The 23,709-nt window shown below is 70.8% G+C and carries 20 protein-coding genes; 4 read left to right on the top strand and 16 right to left on the bottom strand.

Translation table 11 applies throughout. The features are described 5' to 3' along the window. Positions 1-9 precede the first annotated feature (9 nt). From RS82_RS09195 to RS82_RS09210, 4 genes are read right to left on the bottom strand one after another with little or no spacing between them, the layout of a single operon-like run. Complete coding sequence (locus tag RS82_RS09195) at positions 10-879, bottom strand: ATP-binding cassette domain-containing protein (protein ID WP_045298557.1); 870 nt, start codon at positions 877-879, stop codon at positions 10-12. Beyond that, a complete protein-coding gene (locus RS82_RS09200) occupies positions 876-3,047 on the bottom strand; it encodes a dipeptide/oligopeptide/nickel ABC transporter permease/ATP-binding protein (protein WP_045298558.1) in 2,172 nt (723 codons plus the stop codon). The genes RS82_RS09195 and RS82_RS09200 overlap by 4 nt, the downstream gene beginning before the upstream one ends. After that, positions 3,044-3,985, bottom strand: coding sequence for an ABC transporter permease (locus RS82_RS09205; RefSeq protein WP_045298559.1), 942 nt, complete (start codon positions 3,983-3,985; stop codon positions 3,044-3,046). The genes RS82_RS09200 and RS82_RS09205 overlap by 4 nt, the downstream gene beginning before the upstream one ends. A gap of 57 nt (positions 3,986-4,042) precedes the next feature. Then, positions 4,043-5,608, bottom strand: a complete 1,566-nt coding sequence (locus RS82_RS09210) for an ABC transporter substrate-binding protein (RefSeq protein ID WP_045298560.1) — start codon at positions 5,606-5,608, stop codon at positions 4,043-4,045. 235 nt (positions 5,609-5,843) lie between these two features. Here RS82_RS09210 and RS82_RS09215 point away from each other — a divergent pair, with 235 nt between their 5' ends. Further along, the gene (locus RS82_RS09215; protein ID WP_052676763.1) at positions 5,844-7,088 is read left to right on the top strand and encodes a glycoside hydrolase family 1 protein; all 1,245 of its coding nucleotides are present in this window, start codon (positions 5,844-5,846) and stop codon (positions 7,086-7,088) included. Positions 7,089-7,091: 3 nt separating this feature from the next. Here the strand turns inward: RS82_RS09215 and RS82_RS09220 are convergent, their stop codons facing one another. After that, a complete protein-coding gene (locus RS82_RS09220) occupies positions 7,092-7,874 on the bottom strand; it encodes an SDR family NAD(P)-dependent oxidoreductase (protein ID WP_045298564.1) in 783 nt (260 codons plus the stop codon). A 107-nt stretch (positions 7,875-7,981) separates the two neighbouring features. On the opposite strand from RS82_RS09220, the gene RS82_RS09225 reads away from it, so the two are divergent. Then, a complete protein-coding gene (locus RS82_RS09225; RefSeq protein ID WP_045298567.1) occupies positions 7,982-8,749 on the top strand; it encodes an SDR family oxidoreductase in 768 nt (255 codons plus the stop codon). Positions 8,750-8,855: 106 nt separating this feature from the next. Here RS82_RS09225 and RS82_RS20680 read toward each other — a convergent pair whose 3' ends face one another. The 11 genes from RS82_RS20680 to RS82_RS09280 all read right to left on the bottom strand — a co-directional run bounded on the left by RS82_RS20680 (position 8,856) and on the right by RS82_RS09280 (position 20,718). Beyond that, positions 8,856-9,311, bottom strand: coding sequence for a nuclear transport factor 2 family protein (locus RS82_RS20680; protein ID WP_157005501.1), 456 nt, complete (start codon positions 9,309-9,311; stop codon positions 8,856-8,858). Continuing rightward, positions 9,308-10,903, bottom strand: coding sequence for a GMC oxidoreductase (locus tag RS82_RS09235; RefSeq protein ID WP_045298569.1), 1,596 nt, complete (start codon positions 10,901-10,903; stop codon positions 9,308-9,310). Before RS82_RS09235 ends, RS82_RS20680 begins: the two co-directional genes overlap by 4 nt. Before the next feature lie 17 nt (positions 10,904-10,920). Then, complete coding sequence (locus RS82_RS09240) at positions 10,921-12,408, bottom strand: MFS transporter (protein WP_245619568.1); 1,488 nt, start codon at positions 12,406-12,408, stop codon at positions 10,921-10,923. 146 nt (positions 12,409-12,554) lie between these two features. Continuing rightward, positions 12,555-13,523 (bottom strand): fumarylacetoacetate hydrolase family protein, encoded by a 969-nt coding sequence (locus RS82_RS09245; RefSeq protein WP_045298573.1) that lies wholly within the window; start codon positions 13,521-13,523, stop codon positions 12,555-12,557. Continuing rightward, the gene (locus tag RS82_RS09250) at positions 13,520-14,560 is read right to left on the bottom strand and encodes an amidohydrolase family protein (protein WP_045298575.1); all 1,041 of its coding nucleotides are present in this window, start codon (positions 14,558-14,560) and stop codon (positions 13,520-13,522) included. Before RS82_RS09250 ends, RS82_RS09245 begins: the two co-directional genes overlap by 4 nt. After that, positions 14,557-15,690, bottom strand: a complete 1,134-nt coding sequence (locus tag RS82_RS09255; RefSeq protein ID WP_045298577.1) for an FAD-dependent monooxygenase — start codon at positions 15,688-15,690, stop codon at positions 14,557-14,559. The genes RS82_RS09250 and RS82_RS09255 overlap by 4 nt, the downstream gene beginning before the upstream one ends. Before the next feature lie 33 nt (positions 15,691-15,723). Further along, positions 15,724-16,722 carry a cyclase family protein gene (locus RS82_RS09260; RefSeq protein ID WP_045298579.1) on the bottom strand — a complete coding sequence of 333 codons (999 nt, stop codon included), beginning with the start codon at positions 16,720-16,722 and terminating at the stop codon, positions 15,724-15,726. After that, a complete protein-coding gene (locus tag RS82_RS09265) occupies positions 16,719-17,708 on the bottom strand; it encodes a fumarylacetoacetate hydrolase family protein (protein WP_045298582.1) in 990 nt (329 codons plus the stop codon). Before RS82_RS09265 ends, RS82_RS09260 begins: the two co-directional genes overlap by 4 nt. A gap of 76 nt (positions 17,709-17,784) precedes the next feature. Beyond that, positions 17,785-18,804 (bottom strand): VOC family protein, encoded by a 1,020-nt coding sequence (locus RS82_RS09270; RefSeq protein WP_045298584.1) that lies wholly within the window; start codon positions 18,802-18,804, stop codon positions 17,785-17,787. 106 nt (positions 18,805-18,910) lie between these two features. Further along, positions 18,911-19,687: a hypothetical protein gene (locus tag RS82_RS09275; RefSeq protein WP_045298586.1), complete on the bottom strand. Its 777-nt coding sequence runs from the start codon at positions 19,685-19,687 to the stop codon at positions 18,911-18,913. Continuing rightward, on the bottom strand, positions 19,684-20,718 hold the full coding sequence (locus RS82_RS09280) for a Gfo/Idh/MocA family protein (RefSeq protein ID WP_045298589.1): 1,035 nt from the start codon (positions 20,716-20,718) through the stop codon (positions 19,684-19,686). Before RS82_RS09280 ends, RS82_RS09275 begins: the two co-directional genes overlap by 4 nt. 104 nt (positions 20,719-20,822) lie before the next feature. Here RS82_RS09280 and RS82_RS09285 point away from each other — a divergent pair, with 104 nt between their 5' ends. After that, on the top strand, positions 20,823-22,100 hold the full coding sequence (locus tag RS82_RS09285) for an ROK family protein (RefSeq protein ID WP_045298591.1): 1,278 nt from the start codon (positions 20,823-20,825) through the stop codon (positions 22,098-22,100). 102 nt (positions 22,101-22,202) lie between these two features. Next, entirely contained in the window at positions 22,203-23,642 is a 1,440-nt protein-coding gene (locus RS82_RS09295) for a sugar phosphate isomerase/epimerase (RefSeq protein WP_245619569.1), read from the top strand. Positions 23,643-23,709 lie beyond the last annotated feature (67 nt).

Raw genomic sequence — 23,709 nt, forward strand, 5'->3', positions numbered from 1 at the left:
CTTGTCGGGTCAGCCGGCCGCGGCCTTCGCTTGCGCCCGCAGCCTCTGCCAGACCTCGCGGCGGCGGGCCTGCTCGTCGGGATCCGGCACGGGCGAGGCTGCCATGAGCACACGCGTGTACTCGCTCTGCGGGCTGCGGATGACGTCGACCGTGGCTCCCTGCTCCATGACCTTTCCGCGATGGAGCACGACGACGCGCTGGGCGAGGAACTCGACGACCGCCATGTCGTGGGCGATGAAGAGGTAGCCGAGATCGGCGCCGGCACGCAGCTCGGCGAGGAGGTTCAGCACCTGCGCCTGCGTCGAGAGATCGAGCGCGCTCACCGCCTCGTCGCACACGACGAGGCGCGGATCCGTCACGAGTGCCCGCGCGATCGCGATCCGCTGCCGCTGCCCGCCCGAGAACTGGCGCGGGTACCGGTCGTACGAGCCGGCGGGAAGCCCCACCGATGCCAGGACCTCGTTCGCGCGGCGCTCCCGCTCCTCGCGGGCGACACCGGCGACGCGAAGCGGCTCCGTGAGAGCGTCCCCGATCACCCGGCGCGGGTTGAGCGACGAGAACGGGTCCTGGAACACCGCGCGAAGGTCTCCCTGCAACGCGCGACGCTCGGCGACGCTGGCGCGCGTGATCTCGCGTCCCTCGAAGAGGATCTGCCCGTCGCTCACCGGCTGCAGACCGAGGATCGCCCGGCCGATCGTCGTCTTTCCCGAACCGGACTCGCCGACGAGCCCGAGCGTCTCACCGCGGGCGATCGCGAACGAGACGTCGTCGACCGCGGCCGGTCCATTCCTGCCGTAGCGCACGACGAGGTTGCGCACCTCGAGCAGCGGCGCATCCGTGCCCTGCGCGCCGACGGACACCGTGTCTGGGGCACTCATCGTCCTGCTCCTGTCGTCACGGGCAGCCGCCATTCGTCCTGGCGACCCTGCACCTCGTCTCGCCGGACGCAGCGGACTCCGCCTTCGCCATGAGCGCGCGGGTCGAGCGGCACCGTCACGAGGCACTCGTCGCGCGCGAAGCGGCAGCGCTGGGCGAAGCGGCACCCGGTCGTCCACGAACCCGGGAGCGGCACCTGACCGGGGATCGATGCAAGGCGCGCGGTCCCTTCGAGATCGAGGATGGCGTGCGGATCTGCCGCGAGCAGCGCCATCGTGTACGGATGCTCGGGCCGCAGCAGCACGTCGCGCACGGTGCCGGTCTCGACGATCTCGCCCGCGTACATGACCGACACGTCATCGCAGATGTCGGCGACGACACCGAGGTCGTGGGTCACGATGATGATGGACATCCCGCGTTCCGCGATGAGCCCGCGCAGCAGCGCGAGGATCTCGGCCTGGATCGTGACGTCGAGGGCCGTCGTGGGCTCGTCGGCGACGAGCAGACTCGGCGTGCCGCTCAGCGCGAGGGCGATCGCGACGCGCTGCGCCATGCCGCCCGAGATCTGGTGCGGGTAGCTCTTCAGCACGCGCGGCGGATCGACGATGCCGACGTCGGTGAGCAGCTGGGATGCGATGCGTTTGGCCTCGGCCCGACGGACTCCGCGCAGGCGCCGGATCGCGGCCGCGAGCTGCGCGCCGACCGTGAACATGGGATCGAGTGCCCGCGTCGGCTCCTGCGAGATGAAGGCGATCTCGTGGCCGCGCACCCGCTGGAGGGTCTTCTCGGTGGCCCCGGCGAGATCGGCATCACGCCATCCGATGCGCCCCGAGCGCACGGAGAGTCCCGGGGCGAGCAGGCCCAGCAGCGCGTAGGACGTCACGCTCTTGCCACAGCCCGATTCACCGACGAGCCCCATGACCGTGCCGGGGCGGACCCGCATCGAGACGCCGGTCACGAGGGCGGGGCCCCCGTCGACACCGATCACGAGATCCTCGACGACCAGCCCTTGGCGGTCGTTCGCGAGCTGCTCGTGGCTCGTCGAGGCGCCCGGCGTCGCCGGCCCGGAGGTGGGCTCGTCGGCCTCGCCGGTGAGCAGCGGCGGGATCGCGATGACGTCGACCGGCGCCGCTGTGTCGCGCAGCGGGTCGGCATTCGACCCGGGATACGAGGCATCCGCGATCATGTCGAGCGATTCGGGGGCGGCGTCGTCCGTCACCCCCACGACGGGGAGATCGTCGGCGACGGCGGACGCGGCGACCTCGGTCGCTGGCGCGCGTCGCAGTCGGCGACGGAGGGCGACGAGCGGCGGCGGAACGGCCGTACCGCCCGCGAGCACGTCCGCGAGGGAGTTGGCGGCGATGAGTGTGAGCGCGAGGATGCCGCCGGTCGGCACCATCATCCAGGGCTGCTGGAAGATGAAGCGCGAGGCGGTCTGGATCATCCCGCCCCACGTCGGCTCGGGCGGCTGGGGGCCGAGCCCGATGAACGCGAGCGCGGCCTGCATCCCGATGCCGACGCCGAAGAGCAGGACGAACTGCACGATGACGGTCGTCGACATGTTCGGCAGCACGTGGCGGATGCTGGCGCGCATCGGCCGAACGCCGTCGATCGCGGCCGCCTCGACGTAGAGCTGCGTGTGCAGCGACTTCGCCTGGCCGAAGAAGATCTTGTACATCGCGCCGAACAGCAGCAGTCCGAACGCCGCCATGACGAGCGGCATGTTGGTGCCGACCGCCGCGATGAAGGCCAGGATGATGACGGTTCCGGGCAGAGACAGGACGATCTCGCTGACCTGGTTCATCGCCCCTTCGCCGCGCCGGCTCCGAGCCGCCCAGAGCGTGATGGGGATCGTGACGAGCACCGCGACGATCGGCACCACGAGTCCGATGAAGATCGTCGGGGCGGCGGCGGTCACCAGACGCGAGAGGATGTCGCGGCCCAGCTCGTCCGTCCCGAGGAGGTGCGCGGGCGAGGGGCCCTGCAGTACGACGGAAAGGTCCTGCTCGAGCGGGCCGTACCGCAGCCACAGCGGCGAGGTGAGCGACGCGAGGACGAGCCCGACGAGCCAGATGATCGAGACGACGGCGGCCGGTGAGCGCAGCACTCGAAGGCGCAGCTTCCGCTCCGAGCGGCGGGGGCGGACGATCGAGGTCGTCGAGACGGTCATGAGGCACGCAGCTTCGGGTCGAGGGTCCGGTTGAGGAGTTCCAGCGCGACGTTCACGATCACGACCACGAGGGTGGCGACGAGCACGAGCGCCTGCACGAACGGGAGGTCGGCGGAGCCGACGGCGCTCTGCATGGCCTGACCGATGCCGGGCAGGGCGAAGAGCACCTCGATGACCACCGAGCCGCTGAACAGGACGATGAACATGACGGCCACGCTCGCGAGGATCGGGAGGCTCGCTCCGCGCAGCGCGTGGACGTAGATGATGCGGTTCGTCGGCGTGCCGACGGCGCGGAGGGTGCGGATGTGCTCCTGCGCGAGGGACTCCGACATCGAGGCCCGCGTCTGCCGGGCGATCCCGGCGGCCGAGGTGATCGCGATCGTGAGGACGGGCAGCACGAGCGAGCGCGCCCACGCAGCCGGGTCGTTCGCGAACGGCACGAACCCGGTCGCCGGGAGCAGCCGCAGCTGGACGGCGAAGACGTAGACGAGCAGGACTCCGACCCAGAAGGCCGGGACGGACAGCAGGATGCCGGAGGTCGCCGTGATGGCCTTGTCGACCGCTCCGCGGCGCACCGCCGCGATCACGCCCATCACGACGCCGATGAGGGCGGCGACGAGGGTTCCGAAGACCGCGAGCGCGGCGGTCACGGGGAGCCGCTTGGCGATATCGGGGCCGATGGGGCGCCCGTCGATGAGGGACGTCCCGAGGTTGCCCTGCAGCACTTGCGCGACCCAGGCGAGGTACTGCTGGATCCAGGGGTCGTACCAGCCGATCGACTCGTTGTACGCGGCCACCTGCTCGGGTGTGGCCGACTGGCCGAGGGCGACGCCGCCGGGCGTCGATCCCGAGAGGTGGACGAGCATGAACGCGATCCATGATGCGATCAGCAGCGTCGCGATGCCCCAGGCGACGCGCTTGAGGATGAAGATGAGCATCAGAACTCTCCCTGACGGGCGGTGCCGACGACGCGGGTCGCCGGCACCGTCGTCGGATCAGGATGCGGGCTGGATGGAGGCCAGGATCGGGAAGGCCTCGGCGCCCGGGAACGTCGGCTCGGCGACCTTCTTCGCGTTGTACGCCCACGGCGCCAGTTGCTCGAACAGCGGGATGAGCCACCCCGAGTCGACGATCGCGCGGTTGAGGTCCTTGAGAGCCGCGGTCTGCGCCGCTTCATCGCCGGTCGCCGCGCCGTACGCGCCGGCGGCGGCCTTGATCTCGGGGTTGTCCGCGCCGTGGAAGTTCGCGAAGCCGAACAGCACGCCGAACACGTTGCCGAGCGGGTTGGTCCACGTCAGCGGGAGCGGCCCGCCGAGCGGCTCGGTCTGCACGACGGCGAAGATCTCCTCTGTCGATGCCGCGTTCTTCAGCGTCATGTTGACGCCGATGGCCTCCCAGTAGGGCTGGAGCGCCTCGAGATCACGCTGGCTGGCGGAGGAGATCGTGAAGGTGAAGTCGAAGCCGTCCGGGTAGCCCGCCTCGGCGAGCAGGTCCTTGGCGGCATCCGGGTCGTAGGCGTACTCCTCGTCGAGCTCGGGAAGGTAGCCCGGGTTGTCGGCGGGCAGCGCGTTCGCCGTGGGAAGCTCGCCAGGGTGGATCGCCTCGACGAACGCCTCGCGGTCGATCGCCATCGAGAGCGCCTGGTACACACGCGGGTCTGCCCACTGCGGACCGAGAGCACCCGTCTTGTCGAAGGCCACGATGTTCTGGACTGTGCCGCCGTTGGCGACGAGTCCGACACCCGCGGACTCGACCTGAGCCTGCGTGTCGGCCGTGATGTAGGCCAGATCGACCTCGCCTGAGATCACCGCGTTGACGCGAGCCTGCGGGTCGAGGACCGGACGGAACTCATAGGAGTCGAAGGGATAGTCCGCGGCGGCGTCGCTGCCTTCCTTCTTGACGAGCAGGTAGGAGTTGCCCTTCACCGTGGCGTCCTCGTCGACCGTGAGCGGTCCCGAGCCGTCCGGCGTCGTGTCGAGGGTGGAGCGGTCGGCGGCGCCCGTCGGCCCCACGATCGCTCCTGCGGGCAGCACGAGGTTCGCCTCGAAGCCCGGCTGCGGCGCCGCGAAGGTGAGCGTCACGGTGTCGTCGTCGACAACGGTCACGTCCGAGATCTCGTTCTGTCCGCCGCTCGCGAAGCCGTTGTACGCGGACAGATCCGGGTTGCCGCGCGCGTCGAGGTTCTCCTTCACGAGATCGGCGCTCAACGCCGTGCCGTCGTCGAAGGTCGCGGTGGTGTCGAGGTCCAGCGTGAGCTGGGTGTTGTCTTCGTTGTACTCGAACGAGGTGACGAGATCGGGGACGACCTGACCGTCCTCGTCGAGCAGGAACAGCGAGTCGTAGATCCCCTCGAAGAAGAAGCGCTGCCCGCTGCCGTAGCGGACGGGGTCGTACCCGAGCGCGGCCTGGTCGGAGTCGAGGCCGATGACGAGCTTCGACGTGTCGGCTGCACCGCCGGTCTGGCTGGGATCGCCGGCGCCGCTGCACCCCGCGAGTGCGAGGGCTGATACGGCGACGGCCGCAATGACGGCGGCGCCGCGTGCTGTGATGAGTCGGGACATCCTGATCTCCTGTGATCGGTGTGCTGCTGCGGACTTCGGTGTCGTGATCGCGATTCGGGATGCGATCTTTCGGTCAAGAGTGACGATCCACGGGCGGTTTGGCCATTCGGATTCCTCTGCGACGCGTTAGTCGCGGCCTAACGCACGCCATTCTCGCCACTGCATCTGATGAAATCGCCTTTCGTAGAATGAACAAGTAGTGCATGATGGAGCACGAGTTCAGAGAGGACCACTCATGCCCGCAGCATCCTTCCCCGCCGACTTCCTCTGGGGAGTCGCCACCGCCGGCCACCAGAACGAGGGCGACAACGTCACCAGCGACACGTGGTTCCTCGAGAACGTGACGCCGACCGTCTTCCAGGCACGCTCGGGCAAGGCGACCAACGGCTGGGAGCTGTGGGAGGGTGACCTCGACATCGTCGCGGGCCTGGGGCTCAACGCCTATCGCTTCTCGGTCGAATGGGCTCGCGTCGAACCTGTTGAAGGCGAGTTCTCGTCCGAGGCGCTCGATCACTACGAGGCGATCGTGGACGGATGCCGCGCCCGCGGTCTCGCCCCGATCGTGACGTTCAACCACTTCACGTCGCCGCACTGGTTCGCAGGTCGCGGGGCGTGGCTGGACCCCGAGGCGCCGGAGCTCTTCGCCCGCTACTGCGGCGTCGTGATGGACCGCTTCGGCGACCGCATCGAGCTCGGTGTGACCTTCAACGAACCGGATCTGCCCGAGATGCTGACGTGGGCCGACCTTCCCTCCTTCGTCGCGGATCTCGAACGCGCGACACTGGCGGCGGCATCCGAAGCCGCCGGTGTGGAGAGATACCGGGCCGGCAACGTCATGACCCGTGAGGACTTCCCCGGGATGCGCGCCGGTATGACGGCGGCGCACGTCGCGGCCAAGGCCACCATCAAGCAGCGCCGCGCCGACCTTCCGGTCGGTCTCTCGCTCGCGATGTGCGACGACGTCGCCGTGCCCGGCGGCGAAGCGGTCCGCGACCGCAAGCGCGCGGAGGTCTACGACTACTGGCTGCGACTGGCCGCCGACGACGACTTCGTCGGTGTGCAGAACTACGAGCGCCTGGTCTACGGACCCGATGGACTGCTCCCCGCGCCGGAGGGCGCCGTGCTCAACGGCATGGGCACGACGGTCGACCCCGACTCGCTGCGCGGCGCCGTCGAGTACGCCTACGCCGTGGCCGGCGTCCCGGTCCTCGTCAGCGAGCACGGCGTGAGCACGCCGGATGACAGCATCCGTGCCGACTTCATCGAGCCGTCGCTCGACGGCCTCGCTCAGGCGATCGCCGACGGCGTCCCCGTGATCGGGTACTGCCACTGGACGCTCATGGACAACTTCGAGTGGATCTTCGGCTACGGCCCGAGGCTCGGTCTGCACGAGGTGGATCCCGAGACCTTCGCACGCACCGAGAAGCCGAGCGCGGATGTCTACCGGCAGCTGGTGGCTCGATATCGCCCGGAGGCGTGATCCTCAGTCCGAGACGAGGGTGCCGCCGTCGATCACGATGTTCTGGCCGCTCACGAACGCGCCGGCGGGCGACGCCAGCCAGACGACGGCACCGGCGACCTCCGCCGGCGTCCCGAAGCGACCGAGCGGCGTCTTGGCCAGGCGCGCGGGTGCGGCGGACGGGTCGTCGGTGATCGGCCGCGCGAAGTCGGTCGCGATGACGCCGGGCGAGATCGCGTTCGCGCGGATGCCGCGCGAACCCCATTGCACGGCCAGGTTGCGCGCGAGCTGCGCGTTCGCGGCCTTGGTGACGCCGTAGCCCGACAGCAGGCGATTCCCGCGCAGGCCCGAGAGGCTCGACATCACGATGAACGCTCCCCCGCCGCCGCCGGCCATGACGGGCAACGCGCGGTCGGCCAGCCGTGCGACCGCGCGCACGTGCAGGTCGAACATGCGGTCGAGCATCTCCATGGCGTCGGCGCCCGGGTCGTCGAGCGCGGCGCCGGCGTTGGCCACGACGGTGTCGATGCGCCCGAATCGCCTCACCGTGGTGTCGACGAGGCCCGCGAGGGCCGCGGCATCCGTCACATCGCACACGACGCCGATCGCATCGGCGCCCTGGCCGACCAGTCCGGCTGCGGCACGCTCGGGCTTCGACGACGCCAGACCCGCGAGGACCACACGCGCACCCGCTGCGGCGAGCGCCTCGGCAGCCGCGCGCCCGATGCCGGTCGCGGCCCCCGTGACCACGGCGACCTGGCCCGCGCACGAGAAGAGCCGCGCAGGCGCGAGCGGCGAGGACTCCATGTGCTCATCCTCGCGCGCCGGGCCCCGGCGCGGGTTCGGGGATTCCGATGCGCGGCATCAGCGGATGCCGGTTCCCGCACGCCGGGCGGCGGGCTAGCGTCGCGTCCATGACCAGGTATCCGGGCCTCGAGGGACGCACGATCGTCGTGACCGGGGCGGGAGGCGGCCAGGGCGCGGCGGAGGCGCGGGTGCTGGCGGAGGCGGGAGCGCGCGTCATCGCCACCGATGTGACGGACGCCCCGGCCTCACCCACGGAGGGCGTCGAGTACCGGCGGCTCGACGTGGCGGACGAGGGCGACTGGACCGCACTCGCCGCCCACCTGACGGAGATACTCGACGGCGAACCGCTCCGCGGACTCGTGAACAACGCCGGCATCACGCATCGCGCGCGGCTGGGCACGGTCGAGCGTGCGGACTGGGATCGTGTGCTCGCCGTGAATCTCACCGGGCCGATGCTCGGGATCCAGGCGCTCGCGCCGCTCATGGGCGCGGGATCGTCGATCGTCAACATCGGCTCGTCGGCCGCGCTCAACGCGCACTACCCCGTGGCGTACACGACGTCGAAGTGGGGGCTTCGCGGTCTCACGCATGTCGCGGCGACGGAGCTCGGGGCGCGCGGCATCCGTGTCAACGTCGTGCACCCCGGCTTCATCGAAACGCCGATGACCGCCGGTGCGCCGGAGGCCATGCGGGCCGCTCAGCTGGCCCTGACGCCGCTGGACCGTCTCGGGCAGGCGGACGAGGTCGCCGAGGCGGTGGCCTTCCTGCTGTCGGACGCGGCGTCCTACCTCACCGGCGCCGAGATCCCGGTCGACGGTGGTGCGACGTCGTCGGCGGGCGCCAAGTTCATGGCCGACCGCATCGCGGGGTCCTGACCCCACCCGCAGAACTCCACGGATTCGAGGCTGCGGCAGCCGAGGGAGCGGTTCCTCACCCGCTGACCGACCAGATCAGTGGAGTTCTGCAGGGCGAGCGCCCGCGTCACGACTCGAGGGGCGTGCGGCCCTTCGCGCGCGCGGCGCGCTCGGCGCCCGCGAGGACCTCCGAGTTGAAGAACTCCTGCTGCAGGATCACCGCGCCGTCCTGCACGCGGATCAGGTGCACGAACGACTGCGGGTAGGGCTCACCGAGGAACCGCGCCTCATCGACCATCCGACTCGTCACGAAGAACAGCCCAGGGTCGACGCAGTCGTGGATCACGAGGTCCGTGTGGACGACGTTCTCGAACATGCCGGCGTTCGCGTGCGTGTTGGCGACGATGTCGTCGCGGCCCTCCCACCGTGTCTTGGGCAGCTCGGACGGCGCGAACGGCAGCTCCTTCACCCCGTTCGGGTGCCACAGTGCGATCCGCTCGGCCGGATTGCCGAGATTCGAGGTGAAGAACGCCTCGACCACCGCGCGATTCCCTGCGCGAAGTGCAGCATCTCCCCCGGTCACCGGGCGACCTCCTCGACACGCTCCGCGGCCAGCTGCTCGACGAGCTTGCGGGCGCCGCGGACGGCGATCGCGACGCTCATGAGCGTCGGGTTCATGGTGTTGGCCGTCGGGATCAGGGCGTTCCCGCCGACGACGAGGTTGTCGTAGCCCCAGACCCGCGAGTACGGATCCGCGACCGACGTGCCGTCGTCGGACTGTCCCATCCGCAGGGTGCCCATGTAGTGCAGGCTCGAGCCGTTGGGCAGCAGCCGCGGCTCGGCGACGAAGGCGCCGAGGGCGGCGCCGGCGCGGCGCACGCGCTCGGTGGCCTCGTCGAGCTCGGGCTGCTCGGCATCCGTCAGCGCGTACTCGATCGTCATGTTGGGGAAGCCGCGGTAGTCGAGCTCGCTGTCGTCGAAGGTGACTCCGTCCTCGACGCGCGGGTGCTTGCGCACGCCGTAGCCCATGTTCACGTAGCCCCAGCGGTTGCCCGCGGCGGGGTGCGACGGGTCGAGCTGGAACGGCGGGTTCTCGGCGTACATGACCTGGAGCGAGAAGGGGTGCCCCGGCTCGGAGAACGGGATCCGGTTGACGGCCGCGACCGGATCGGCCGCATTCTGCGCGCGCCGGGCGAGCTCAGCCTCGAACTCGTCGTCCGTGATGCGCGCGCTCATGCGCTCCTCGTCGAGGGCCACCGTCGTGATGACGACGTGGTGCTCGGTGAGGTAGCGCCCGAGGGCGCGGGGGCGGATGCCGCTGGCCCAGAGCAGCTGCGGAGAGCGGAACGCGTCGGCGGCCACGACGACCGCGTCGGCGGCGAAGAACGAGACCTCTTTCGTGCGGAGATCCTCGATCGTGACTCCGGTGGCCACGCCGTCCTCGGTCTCGACCCGCCGCACCAGCGTGAGGTCGCGCAGTTCGAACCGCGCCGCCTCGGGGGTGCCTTCCTCGATGAGGGGCCCCAGGACGGTGTTCGCGCCCGCCCACATCATCGAGCCGTCGGGCTGCGGGTCTCCGGCGACCGGCAGGGTGCCCACGCCGTAGCCGGCGGGCAGCTCGGCGCCGAACTCGTCGCTCAGCAGCGACCGGATCGCGGTGCCGATGGCCGAATCCGCGAACGCCGCCTGCTGCGCGTGCAGCAGCCCCTCGGCCGTCGAGATCAGGTCCTCCCACTCGGCGTCGTCGATGAAGTCGACCTTCTCGCTGAAGGCCGGGCGCGGGATCGCGCAGGTCCAGTGCGCGCCCTGGCCGCCGACGTTCGTCGCCGCGGCCGCCGCGGGGAACGTGGCGGCGTGCGCGGATCCCGGGCCCCCGAAGTCGAGCAGGTGGGTCCCCTGGCGGGCGGTGAACATGCCCTCGACGACGACGCCGGCGGGAATGCCGAGGCTCTCGCGGAACGCGCCCGACTGCGGCCCCTGCGACATCTCGCGGGCACGGGCCTTCTCGTCGGGGTCGGCGATGTTGCGGACACTCTGACCGGGAACGGCGGTGAGCTGAGGTCCCGCCTCGAACATCACGACGCGGGCGTCGGGGCTCGCCTCGAGGATGACGCGGGCGTACGCGGAGCCGATCGGGCCGGAGCCGACGATGGCGACGGTGGTGGTGGAAGACATGGGAGTACCTCTTCTGGTCACGCGGTGAGGGGTTCGGAGCTGGGTGCCGGTGCGGGCTCGGATTCGTCCGAGAGGCGACCGGCCGGAAGGAGCACGGCGGCCACGACGCCGGCGGCGTAGGCGACGGCGAGTGCCGCGAACACGGGAGCGAAGATGCCGCTGTAGATCCCGGCGACCTGGCTCTGCACGGCGGCGGACGCCTCGTGCACGAACTGCGGTGTCAGCGTCGCGGCATCGAGCGAGGACGGGAGCAGTGCCGCGACGCCGAAGCCGATGACCCCGCCGATGATCGCGGTCGCGACGGTCGAGCCGACCTGTCGCACGAGGTTCACCGTCGCCGTCATGCTGCCGGTGTCGCGACGCGGCGCCGCGCTCTGCACGACCGCGATGACGAGACTCATGAAGGCGCCGGTGCCGACCCCGACGACGGCCATGACGATCATCGGCACCCACAGCGGCAGGCCTACCGGGAGGACCGACATGGCGAACAGCCCGGCGGCGCTCAGCGCCGTGCCCGCGATGCAGTAGACGCGGTAGTGGCCGGTGCGGCTGACGAGCCACCCGGTCGCGAGATTGCTGACCAGCATCCCGAACACCGTCGCGATGGGCACGAGACCCGACACCGTCGCGCTCGTGCGGTAGGCCATCTGAATGTACGTGGGCAGATACGCCGTGATCGAGAACAGGCCGATGCCGATGATGGCCGACAGCACCGTGCCGACCGCGATGGTCCGGTCGACGAAGAGCCGCAGGGGAACCAGCGGTTCGGGCGCCCGCAGCTCGATGAGCAAGAACGCGGCGAACGCCATTCCCGCAACGACGAAGGAGACGACGGATGCTGCAGCCAGCGCGGGATCACCGATCCACGTCACCGCGAGTACGAGCGCGACCATCGCGATCGCGAACGAGACGGACCCGCCGACATCGAACCGGCGCCGGCCGAAGCCCGGCAGGTGCGGCACGGCGACGAGGGCGAGCAGGAGCGCGGCGACGCCGAACGGGATGTTGATCCAGAACACCCACTGCCAGCCCCAGTAGTCCGTGATGAGGCCGCCGAGCACGGGGCCGATGAGGATCGCGACGGGGAAGGCGGCGCCGATGATGGCGAGATACCGCGGCCGCTCGCGCGGGGTGGTCACGCGGGCGACGATCGTCTGGGACATCAGGTGCAGGCCCGCCGAGCTCATGCCCTGCACGACGCGCGCGCCGATGAGCTGCGGCATGTCCTGCGCGAAGCCGCAGGCGAGCGACGCGACGAGGAACAGCACCAGGGACACCAGGAACACGGCGCGCGGTCCCACCGCGTCCCCGAGCTTTCCGAGGACCGGCAGCAGCACGGTGCTCGCCAGCGTGTAGCCGACGACGACCCACCCCATCTGAGCGAGGGCTCCGAGTTCTCCGGCGACGGTCGCGAGGGAGGTCGACACGATCGTGTGGTCGAGGGCTCCGAGGATCGCGACGGTCAGGAGGGAGACGATCAGGAGGCGGAGCCTCCACGGTGACATGCTCATACGCGTTCTGGCCCGTACGACCGGGCGATCGACGCGACGGGGTGTGCCCCTGGGCGGCCTCGCCGCAGGGAACGGGCCTCCGTGGGCCCCGACGTCACTGTCGATTGTAGCCATTCTTTAGTCGAAAAGCAACTAAAGACTCAGGAGCGCTGCCTCGCGCGGGAGCGCGGACGCGCGGAAGGCGGACTGGGTGCGGCGACCTCCGCACCCACGGTCCCGACGAGCTCGCCGATGCCCTCGACCGTCATGCACACTTCGTCGCCCTCGCGCAGAGCGGGGATCGTCGAGCCCCTGCCCCACAGCTCGCCGAGGCATCCGCCGTTTCCGACCGTGCCGCTGCCGAGCACGTCCCCCGCCACGACCCGGGAGTTGCGCGAGGCGTACGCGACCAGTTCGGGGAACGGCCAGCCCATGTTCGACACGAGGTCCTCTCCGACGAGGTCGCCGTTGATGCGCACCTCCGCCCGGATCGCGAGGAAGCCGTCGGCGTCGACGTACTGCTCCAGCTCGTCGGCCGTCACGATCCACGGACCGAGACTGGTGCCGAAATCCTTGCCCTTCGCGGGTCCGAGGCGCACCTTCATCTCCCGAGACTGGAGGTCGCGCGCCGACCAGTCGTTCATGATCGTGTAGCCGAAGATGCGGGAGGCGGCCTGCGCCGCCGTCAGGTTCGCCTCGCCGACACCGGGTGCGTTGCCGACGACGACCGCGACCTCCAGCTCGAAGTCGAGGCGCTCGGTCACCGGCGGGGCGACGGGCTCGTCCGGCCCGAGGATCGTGTGCGGGTTCGTGAAGTAGAACGTTGGCGCCTGGTACCACTCGGGCACGACCTCGCTCTTGCCGTCGACCGACGCGCTCACGCCCTCGACGTGCTCCTCGAAGGCGACGAAGTCACGCACGGACGCCGGCACCACCGGCGCCAGCAGGCGCACCGCGGCGAGCGCCGTTCCGGACTCGCCCCCCACCCGGCCGAACGCGGCGTGCGCAGCATCCAATCCCCCGGTGAGGATGTCGGCGACGGTCTGGCCGTCCGGGAACGGGACGACGCGATCGCCCACGACGAAGCCCTCGCCGACGACCGTGCCGTCGCTCCAGCGCGCGAGCCTCATGCCGAGACCTTCGTGCGCAGCAGCTCGTCGGCATTGCCTGCGAGGATGCGGTCGGTGATCTCGGCCGGAAGGTCCGCCGAGCGCACGAAGGCGACCGGGTCGTCGAGCCCCATGTCGAAGGGGAAGTCGCTGCCGAGCACGACGCGCGAGCCACCGGCGACCTCGACGAGGTGCCGCACCGCGATGGGGTCGTGCACGACCGTGTCGAACCACAGTTTCTTCAGGTAGCTGGACGGCTCGTGCGCGCAGCGCCGCGCCTCGGGCCGCACCCGCCACGCCCGGTCGGATCGTCCGATCGCGAACGGCAGGTAGCCGCCGCCGTGGGCGACGACGATCTTGAGCCCCGGATGCCGGTCGAGCACTCCGGCGAAGATGAGGTGCGACAGGGCGACGGCGTTCTCCGTCGGCTGCCCCACCGTGTTCGAGAGGTAGAAGCGGTCGAGGCGCTCGTCGAGACTGCAGCCGAACGGATGCAGGAAGACCACGCAGCCGAGCTCGGCGGCACGGGCCCAGAACGGCTCGAGCCGCTCGTCCGAGAGCTCGACGTCACCGGCGAACGACGAGATCTCGACGCCCGCGAGACCGCGCCCGAGCACCGCATCGTCGAGGTACTCGACGATGTGAGCCGGGTGCTGCAAGGGCACGACGCCGAGGCCGACGAGGCGGTCGGGCGCCTGGGCGACGTGCTCGGCGATGAGCCGGTTCGTCTCCCCCGCGATCCAGCCCGAAAGCCCTTCGTTCGCCCACGGGTAGAAGTGGTTCGGCGAGACGCTGACCCACTGCCGATCGACGCCCTGCTCGTCCATCGCCGCGAGTCGGGCGTTCACGTCGGTGAGCTTCGGGATCCGGGCGCCGATCATGGCGCCCGACGCCTGCAGGCTCTCGACGCCGTTGCGCCGGCGTTCGAGATCGGCGGCCGCGGCCACCTCGGCGGGCGCGCGGCGCTCGACCTCGGCGTGGAGGGCCGGCAGCAGCAGGTGCGCGTGGACGTCTACGACCGGCATCCGGTCGCCGCTGACCGAAATGACCTCGGTCATGCGGGCACCGCCATCTGGTGCGCGATGCCGAACATGAGGCCCGCGACGTCCGCATCCCGGACGCCGTCCAGCTGCCACTGGCCGAGCTGGACGGATGCCTCCACCACGGCCGTGGCGCGCGGCAGCCGGCGCGCGTGGAACTCGTCCCACAGCGACGCGTCGACGGCGTCCCGGCCGGCCAGCAGCTCGGTGAGCACCAGGGCGTCCTCGAGTCCCTGCGCCGCGCCCTGCGCGATCGTCGGAGGGCACGAGTGCGCAGCATCCCCGATGAGCACGACGCGGCCGCGGTTCCACGCCCCCTCGACGATGTGCTTCGTGAACCAGGTGTAGTTCGCGTGCGCACCGCCCTCGAGGTCGGCGCGGATCGAGTTCCAGGGGCCGTTGTAGGCGCGGGACTCCTCGAGCATGATCCGGGTGGCTTCCTCGTCGCTGACGTCGAAGCGGTCCTGCGCCTTCTCCACGAGGAAGGCGTACATCGTGTCGTCACCGGTCGGCGTGTAGCCCGCGATGTACACAGGACCGCCGTAGTAGAGCTCGCTCCGGACGACCTCTGCCGGCCGCGAGACGAACGAGCGCCAGATGCCCATGCCGGTCGGCTCGGGCTTGGTCTCGATGCCGATGAGCCCCCGGACGGCGGAGTTCAGGCCGTCGGCGCCGATGAGCAGATCGTATGTGCCGACGGAGGCGCCATCGACGAAGACCTCGACGCCGTCGCCGCCTTGCTCGAGACCTGTGACCTTGGTTCCGAAGTGGACGTTCGCACCCGCCTTCCGCGCGTGGTCCAGGAGGATGCGGGCGAGTGCAGGCCGCGGCATCCCCATCGCCGCCGGGTAGTCGGGTCCGCCGGTCTTGACGTCCGGAAGCTCGGCGACGATCGGCGCATCCGGCCCGGGAGCGCGCAGGTTGAGCCCCTCGAAGGGGTAGCCGGCGGCGCGGATGTCGTCCCACGCGCCGAGCGCGTCGAACACGCGCAGGGCGTTGCCCTGCAGCGAGATGCCGGATCCGAGCGCGCTGAGCTCGGGCTTGGCCTCGAAGACGTCGATCTCGACGCCGGCCTTGGCGAGCTGGATGGCGGCGGCGAGTCCGCTGACGCCGCTCCCGGCGATCGCGACCTTGTTCACTGCGGTCATGTCAGAACCTCTCTGTTCTTCGTCTTCGGGGGATTACAGAATCGCGACGGGGTTGATCGGCGAGCCGACCGCCCCCGTGATCGGCAGCGGCGCCGCCGACAGCAGGAAGTCCCAGCGCCCGCGCGCGGCACACGCGTCGGCGAGGGCGTCGAGATTCCACATCTCGCCGATCGTGAGTCCCATGTTCGGGATCACGACCTGGTGCAGCGGCTGGAAGGCCGGAGCGTCGAACTCGTTGGGGCGCACCTCGAAGCCCCACGTGTCGGTGGCGATCGCGGCGATCTCGGTGCGGTGCAGCCACCCGGCCGTTGTCAGCGAGAGGCCGGGCGCCGGTCCGCCGGCGTAGTCGCCCCAGCCGTCGCGGCGGGTGCGGGCGTACTGGCCGGTGCGCACCAGCACGATGTCGCCGCGGCCCACCCGGCTCGACGCGCCCTGCGCGGCGATGGTCGCCTCGAGGTCGGCGACGGTGATGGCGTAGCCATCGGCGAGCTCGCCGGTGTCGGGCGCGAGATGGCGGCCCACGTCGAGCAGCACCCCACGCGAGACGATGACGGATGCTGCGTGCTCGATGCCCGTGACGAGGTCGCCGTCGCTCGTGACGACGTCGCCCGCGCGCCGGCCGTTCCACGCGTTGCCGTGGTCGAAGATGTGGCCGAGCCCGTCCCACTGGGTGGAGCACTGCAGCGGCATCGCGATCACGTCGTCGGCGCCGCCGATGCCGTGCGGGAAGCCCTGGCTGCCGCGCTCGGCGTCGGTGCCGGTGTCGGTCATCGTGTGCACCGGGTTGGTGCGCCGGCGCCACCCCTTCTGCGGGCCGTTCGTGTCGAACGCCTGCGCGAGCGAGATCACCTCGCCATCCTGCACGAGGGCGGCGGCCTCGACGCGCTTGGCGGCGTCGATGAGGTTGAGCGTGCCGAGCACGTCGTCCTCACCCCAGCGGCCCCAATTGCGGAACGCCTCGGCGCGCGCGGCGATCTCGGCCGCGGGGTCGGTGCGGTCGAGGTCGGCGGGGTCCTCGCTCGGCGCGCTCATACCGCCGGTCCTTCCGCGAGGCAGCGGACCACCTGGGTCCCGAGGCCCGAGATGGACCCCGTCATGACGTCGCCGTCCCGCAGGAACCTCTTCCAGTGCTGGCCGTTCCCGGGAGGGCTTCCGGTGAGGAGCAGGTCGCCGGGCAGCAGCGCCGTCGTCTGCGACGCGGCGGAGATGAGCGCCGGGATGTCGAAGAGGAGGTCGCTCGTCGATCCGTTCTGCATCGTGTCGCCGTTGAGATCGAGTCGCACCGTGAGGTCCTGCCCCGCCACGAAGGGCGCCGGCACCAGGAAAGGACCGGTCGGAAGGAAGCCGGGGGCGTTCTTGGCGCGGAACCAGTCGGTGCCGATCTCCTTCATGTCCTTGCGGAAGACGAGATCGCGCGTCGTCACGTCGTTGACGATCGTGTAGCCGGCGACGTGAGCGAGCGCATCCTCGCGAGAGACGCGGAACGCCTCGGTGCCGATCACGACGGCGAGCTCGAGCTCCCAGTCGTGCACCTCGCTGTAGCCGGGCAGCACGAGCGGCACGTCGTCGCCGACGACGACGGTGGGCAGCCCGAGGAAGAAGTACGGCTCGCCGTTCGCGCGGCGGTCGTCCATCATCTTGGCCGCGAACTCGCGCGCCTCCTCGGGCGAGCGGGACGGGTCCTGCGTGAGGCCCGCCACGACCAGCTCGATGACGTGCTCGCGATAGTTCGCGCCCGCCTGCACCACCTGGCGCGGCTCGACGGGGGCGGTGAGCACGACGTCGGCGAGCGGCATCCACCCCTCGACAGGCTCGGGGCCCGCCGCAGCACCGGCCAGCGCGCCGAGGCGGTCCCAATCGGGATGCGCCAGGAAGGCGTTGAGGCCGGCGGCCCCGAGATCGTCGTCCGAGACCGCGCGGATGCGGTCGCCGGAGACGAGCCCGAGACGCACGGAATCGCCGTCGCGGAAGCGCGCGAGGGCGAAGGGGGCGGTCAGTCCGTGTGACGACGTCGTCATGTTCTCTCCAGATCCGTGGTTCGGAACGTGGTGCGAGGGTGGGGACGCCTCCGCGGCATCCCCACCCTCGAGCCTGTCAGCCCTGGCCGTGCTTGGCGTAGGGGTTCAGCAGGGCGTCCTTGATCTCGTCGGGAACGCCCTCCTCCGTCGCCGACGGACCGTCGGCGGGCGGGAACGACTCGGTCATCGACATCGGCATCGCGCTGTTGCGGTAGAAGTTGTTCGACCCCTGCGAGGGCTTCCACGTGTTCGCTTCCCAGTCCGGCACGTAGTTGCGGTACCCACCCGTGTTGAGCTCGATGCGCAGGCTCGAGGGCTCCCGGTAGTAGAGGAAGTTCTGCTCGCCGATGCCGTGGATCGACGGGCCGTACTCGATCGGGTAGCCGTTCTCGCCGAGGACGTCGGCGGCGATGAGCAGCTCCTCGCGGGTGTCGACCCAGAAGGCGTAGTGGTTCACGCGGCCGGCGCGGGTGGAGCCGTCGAGGACCACGCCGAGGTCGTGCGACTTCTCGTTCGTCGTGAGCACCGAGAACACCGAGATCGGCGCCTCGTCGAGCTGCGTGCGCGCCATGAAGCGGAAGCCGAGCACGTCGACGTACCACTGGACGAAGGCGTCGACGTCGCTCGTCGCGATCGTGACGTGGTCGAGCTGGCGCGGGGCGCCCGCGACCTTGCTGCGACGCGACGGGCGGTCGGGGTAGATCGACGCGGCGTCGCCCTCGGTGTCGTGGTGGCGCGTGACGTCCCAGTGCAGGGTCAGCGTGTGGCCCCAAGGGCCGGTGAACTGGTAGGCACGGCCGATCTTGTGGACGTCGATCCACTCGCCCTGGATGCCGGCGGCCTCGACGCGCTTCGCGGCCTCCTCCAGCGCCTCGGGGCTCGACGTGCGCCACGCGGCGGTCACGAGACCCGGCTCGTCGCCGGGCACGACCACGACCGAGTAGGCGTAGTAGTCGCCCCAGCAGCGGAGGTACACGGCGCCGTCGACGCGGTCGACGACGGTGAGGCCGACCTGCTTGACGTAGAAGTCGACGGATGCTTCGACATCCGGCGACGTGATGGCCACATACGACAGATGCGACAGAAGCTTGATCATCTTCGATCCCTTTCGGTGAGTCATCGGGGTGATCCCGTCAACCACTTTCGCCGAACTCAGGCATATCGAGGAATCCCATATCGCCTATCCCCCGGATCACCGACGTTTATGCGGGAGGTGCCGAAAGCAGCGCCGCGGCGAGCGCGGTGTCATGGCGCAGATCCGCGAGATCGGACAGTGGTTCAGCCGCGCGCACCGCGGCGATCGCACGGCGCAGCGCGACGCGCTCGGGGCTCTCGAAGAGTGCGGGAAGGATGCTTCGACCCGCGGCATCCGTGACGCAGGCGACGGTGTCGAGATCGGCGTCGACCTCGACGCGCGCCTGGGCGATCGAGGTGATCCGCGCGCGGCCGAGGGACGGTGCGCCCGGCTGCGCCGCGGCGACGATCGACACGGCTGAGCCCCGCGCGGATTCGAGGAGAGCGAGCACGCGGCCGCCCCACGACTCCGTCACCCCAGGTGCGAGCGGAGCGCCCGCGATGACCCGCGCCCACCCGATCGCGTCGCGCAACGCCGGACCGAGCGTGCGCGCGGGCGCATGACACTCCACGGCGAGCGCGCCGGGGGCCGGCAGCTTCTGGATCGAGGCGCCCACCGCGGCGACCACGTCGGCGCGGAGCAGCGGGCGCTGGACGATCACGGGGGTTGCACCGGCGAGTGAGGCAAGAGCATCGAGCGCTTCGCTCGGGGCGACGGCAGGTTGCGCGACGACGACGGCCGCCGCGCCGGCGGTGATCGCATCCGAGGCCACCGCCCACCACGCGCCGCCCCCCGACACGACGGTGACGGCGCCTTCCATGCCGAGGCTCGCGACCGCGCTCTCGGGCAGCTCGGCCACCGCGATGCGGTAGGCGTCGAGGTCGGTGCGAACGGGCGTCGTCATGCTGCGGCTCCGATCAGCTCTGCCGCGGCCTCTGCCAGCCGCAGCGCGTAGCGTGCGTCGTCGAGCAGTTCGTCGTACTCCACCGGCAGGCCGGCATCGAGCACCTCCGCGAGGGCGCGCCATTCGGCGACGTATCCGTCGCCGGGGTCGTGCGAGTAGATCGTGTCGCGGCCGTCCGCGGCGCGCACGCGCACCCGCGCAGCTCCCGCGTGCACGAACGGCGGCGGGAAGCTCACGTCCAGCCGGTCGGAGGCCGTCGCGACGGCGATGCACCAGAGCGTGTCGCCGCCGTCCGGGAGCATCACCGTCGTGAGCTGAACCGGGACGCCGCCGGCGACGAAGCCGACCGCGTACCCGAGCGGGGGCAGCGCCCGCGCGAAGACGACGCGCTCGAACCGCGGGACGAGGTCGCGCACGAGCGGCAGATCGTGGATCGCGAGCCCGGTGAGCAGCTGACGCACGACGCCGGCCGCCACCGCGGGTCGCGTGAGGTCGGGGGCGCCTCGTCCACCGGCCGCCGCGGCGGGCAGCTCGGTCACGAGCTCGTGGTACCGCGTGTTGGGCGCCAGCGCGAGCGTGACCGAGATCGACACGACCGGCCCGCCCGACGCGGTGAGGTGATGCTTGGCCCGGCCCCAAGCCGGATCGAAGTAGTGGTTCGTGCCGATGATGAGCGCCGCACCCGCACGCCGGCACGCCTCGACGGCCTCCTCCGCCTCGGCGACCGTCGTGCCGATGGGCTTCTCGCAGAACACCGCGCGCTTGCCGGCCGAGACGGCCGCGATGATCTGCGCCGCGTGCTGGGCGGGAGGACTGCAGATCGCGACGACCTCGACCTCAGGGTCCGCAAGGACCGCCTCGGCTCCGGTCGACGACCGGGCACCGACGCGCGCCGCGAGCGCCGCCGAGCGCCCGCTGCCGCCGTCGGCGATATGCACGACGCGGAAGGCGTCGCTCAACCGCGCGAGCGTCGGGAGATGCAGCACTGCCGCTCCCGGTCCCGCACCGATGATGCCCACACCACGAGCCATGAAGGCCTCCTTCTTCGGCTGGAAGCGTACCTAAGTTTGATGTCGTTTGACTATAGATGTCATGATTTCCGCGTTTAACGCCCGGTGTTATGTAAGAATCGACCATGGCCAGAGAGTCCACGCTGCGGTTCGGCGCACAGACCGACGAGATGACGAGCCTTCTCCGGATCGTCAACATGGTTCGCACCGGCGAAGCCGCGACCCGTCCCGAGATCGGCCGCGTGACCGGTCTCGGCCGCGGCGTCGTGACGCAGCGCGTCGACCACGCGATCGAGATGGGCTACCTCGCAGACGGCGAGTTCGGCCCCTCGTCGGGGGGCCGCGCACCGCGCACCCTCCGCTTCCGCGGCGACGCCGGACGCATCGTCGTCTGTGCGCTCGGTGCGCTCCACATCCATGTCGGCGTCGCCCTCCTCGACGGCGACGTGGTCGATCAGGAGCATTCGCCGTGGGACATCGCCCGCGGTCCTGCCGAGACGCTCGACAAGGCCCTGAGCATGATCGACGAGGTGCTCGCGCGCACCCCGGACGTGCCGGTCTGGGGCATCGGCGTGGGCCTGCCCGGCCCGGTGGACTTCGACAGCGGCCGGCCGGTCGCACCGCCGATCATGCCCGGCTGGAACGGCTTCGACGTGCGGCGCCGCTTCGAGCAGCGCTACGACGCACCCGTCTGGGTCGACAACGACGTGAACCTCCTCACGTTCGGGGAGCGCGCCCGCCGCGACGACGACCGCCTCGACCTGATCTACTGCAAGATCGGCTCCGGCATCGGCGCCGGACTCCTCTCGCACGGCCGCATCCATCGCGGCGTCAACGGCGCCGCCGGCGACATCGGCCACGTGCGGGTGCGCGATTCGGACGCCCTCTGCCGATGCGGCAAGGTCGGATGCCTCGAAGCCGTCGCCGGCGGGTGGGCGATGATCCGCGACGCTCTCGCCGAGATCGAAGCCGGCGCCACCGGCGTGCTCACCACCGCCGTCGCCGACGGCGAGGAGCTCACGCCCGAGCTCATCTCGATCGCGGCCGAGAACGGCGACGCCCTCGCCATCCGGCTCGTGCAGCGCTCGGCCCGGGTCGTCGGCGAGTCGATCGCCGCGCTCGTCAACATGTTCAACCCGTCGGTCATCGTGATCGGCGGCGCCATGGCCGGTGCCGGCGAGCTTCTGCTGGCCGAGGTGCGCCAGCGCGTCTACGAGCTGTCTCTCCCCCTCGCCACGCGCGACCTGACGATCGCGCAGTCCGTCAACGACCGGCGCGAGCCGCTGCGCGGCGGTGTCGAGATGGTGCGCGAGCAGCTCTTCGAGGTCACCTTCCCGCGGTGGTTCAGCGACGGGAGGCCGTCGGTCGTCGCCATCCGCGGGGCACTCGAGGCCGTGGCCTGAGCTCTGTGACAGAGACCCGGAAACTTCTTACGAAAGACGACAAAAGCGTGTAGCTTCCTGTCTGAAGCCGATCCGATCGGCCGGCACAAGGGAGTGAACACGATGGCGTTGCCGCTGCTGCTGGACGATGCGCTCGTCTCGACGGAATCCGGCTTCGCGCTGCGCGTGAGCCTGCCGTGGATCCGGTCCATGCCGCTGGCGGCCGTCACCGATCTCGCGGTCTCGATCGACGGCTCCCCCGTCTCGGTCACCGCCCGGCTCGACGGGCGCGACGTCGCACCGGGCGCCCTCTCCACCGAGCCGGGATGGTGGTTCATCCAGGACCGCCTCGAGCTGCGGGGCGTCGGGATGCTGCCGCCCGGCGCGCACGATGTCTCGGTGTCGTTCGTGCTCGTGGTGCCGTATCTGCAGGCGGGCCCGTCCGGGCCGCTCGCGCTGCCGCTGCGCGCCGATCGTGCGCTCGGCCTCCGGGACGAGGCATCCGTCGCTCGCCGCCCGGTCGCAGACAGGGCGACCCCGGCCGAGCAGGCGGTGCCGGCGGGCGGCGACCTGCCGGGCGAGTGGACCGTCTCAGCCAGCGCGTTCAACTGGACGCCCGAGGTCATCCGCGCAGAGCGCTCCGCGTCCGACATCGCGATCGGCGTGGTCGGCGATGGTGTCGCCGCGACCATCGAGATCGAGGCCGGGCAGGTGTGGCGCTCGTTCCCGGATCCCTCCGACGCGGAGGTCGACGCGTTCCGCGAGCGCCTGACGGCTGCAGGCGGCGCCGTGACGATCGTCGGCGCGAGCCTCGACGATTGGGCGTCGCCCTCGGGCCGTCGCACGGACGAGGAGCGGCTCGCGTTCCTCGTGCCGCAGCTGCGCGCGGCCGCGCGCCTCGGCGCCCGGGGCGTGCGCGTCCCTTTCGGGCAGACGGGGTCCGAGCTGCTGCGCCTGGCGCAGCCGGTTCTCCACGACCTCGGCGTCGTGCTCTACGAAGAGATCCAGGGGCAGCAGAGCCTCGACGTGCCCGCGAACGCGGCCAACCTCGAGCTGCTCCAGGAGCTCGACGATCCCCGCATCCGGGTGCTGATCGACATCAGCATGCTCATGCCGTCGCTGCCGCCGTCGTACCTCGAAGAGCTGCGCCGGGGTGGTGTCGACGACTCTCTGCTTCACCGTCTCGACACCGCGTGGCGGGCGCCCGAGACCCACGAAGCAGTGATCGCGACGCTCCGCGAGGGACGAGTGCCCCCGTCGGTCCACACGCTCTTCATGAACCTGCTCGTGCGCTTCGGTCGCTCGGAGGTGGCCGACCTCGAACCGCTGCTGCCCCTCACCACCGGCGTGCACCTGAAGTTCTGGGACCTCGACGACGCCGAAGGGCGGGTGTCGCGCCCGATCGGCGACATCGGAGCAGCCCTGCGGCGCACCGGCTTCGCCGGCACACTGACGAGCGAGTGGGGCGGCCACGAGTGGCTGGACGCGGATGCCGCCACGATGACCCGAGCCCACCTGGCGCTCTCGCGCCGCGCGCTGGCCGGAGCATCCGTCAGAGCGTGAGATGCGGTCGTTCGTGCGACAGGCACGCGGCCCGCGGGGCAGCGACTCGAGACCTGTGTCGACCGGA

The sequence above is a fragment of the Microbacterium trichothecenolyticum genome, from assembly GCF_000956465.1.
Lineage (GTDB): Bacteria > Actinomycetota > Actinomycetes > Actinomycetales > Microbacteriaceae > Microbacterium > Microbacterium trichothecenolyticum.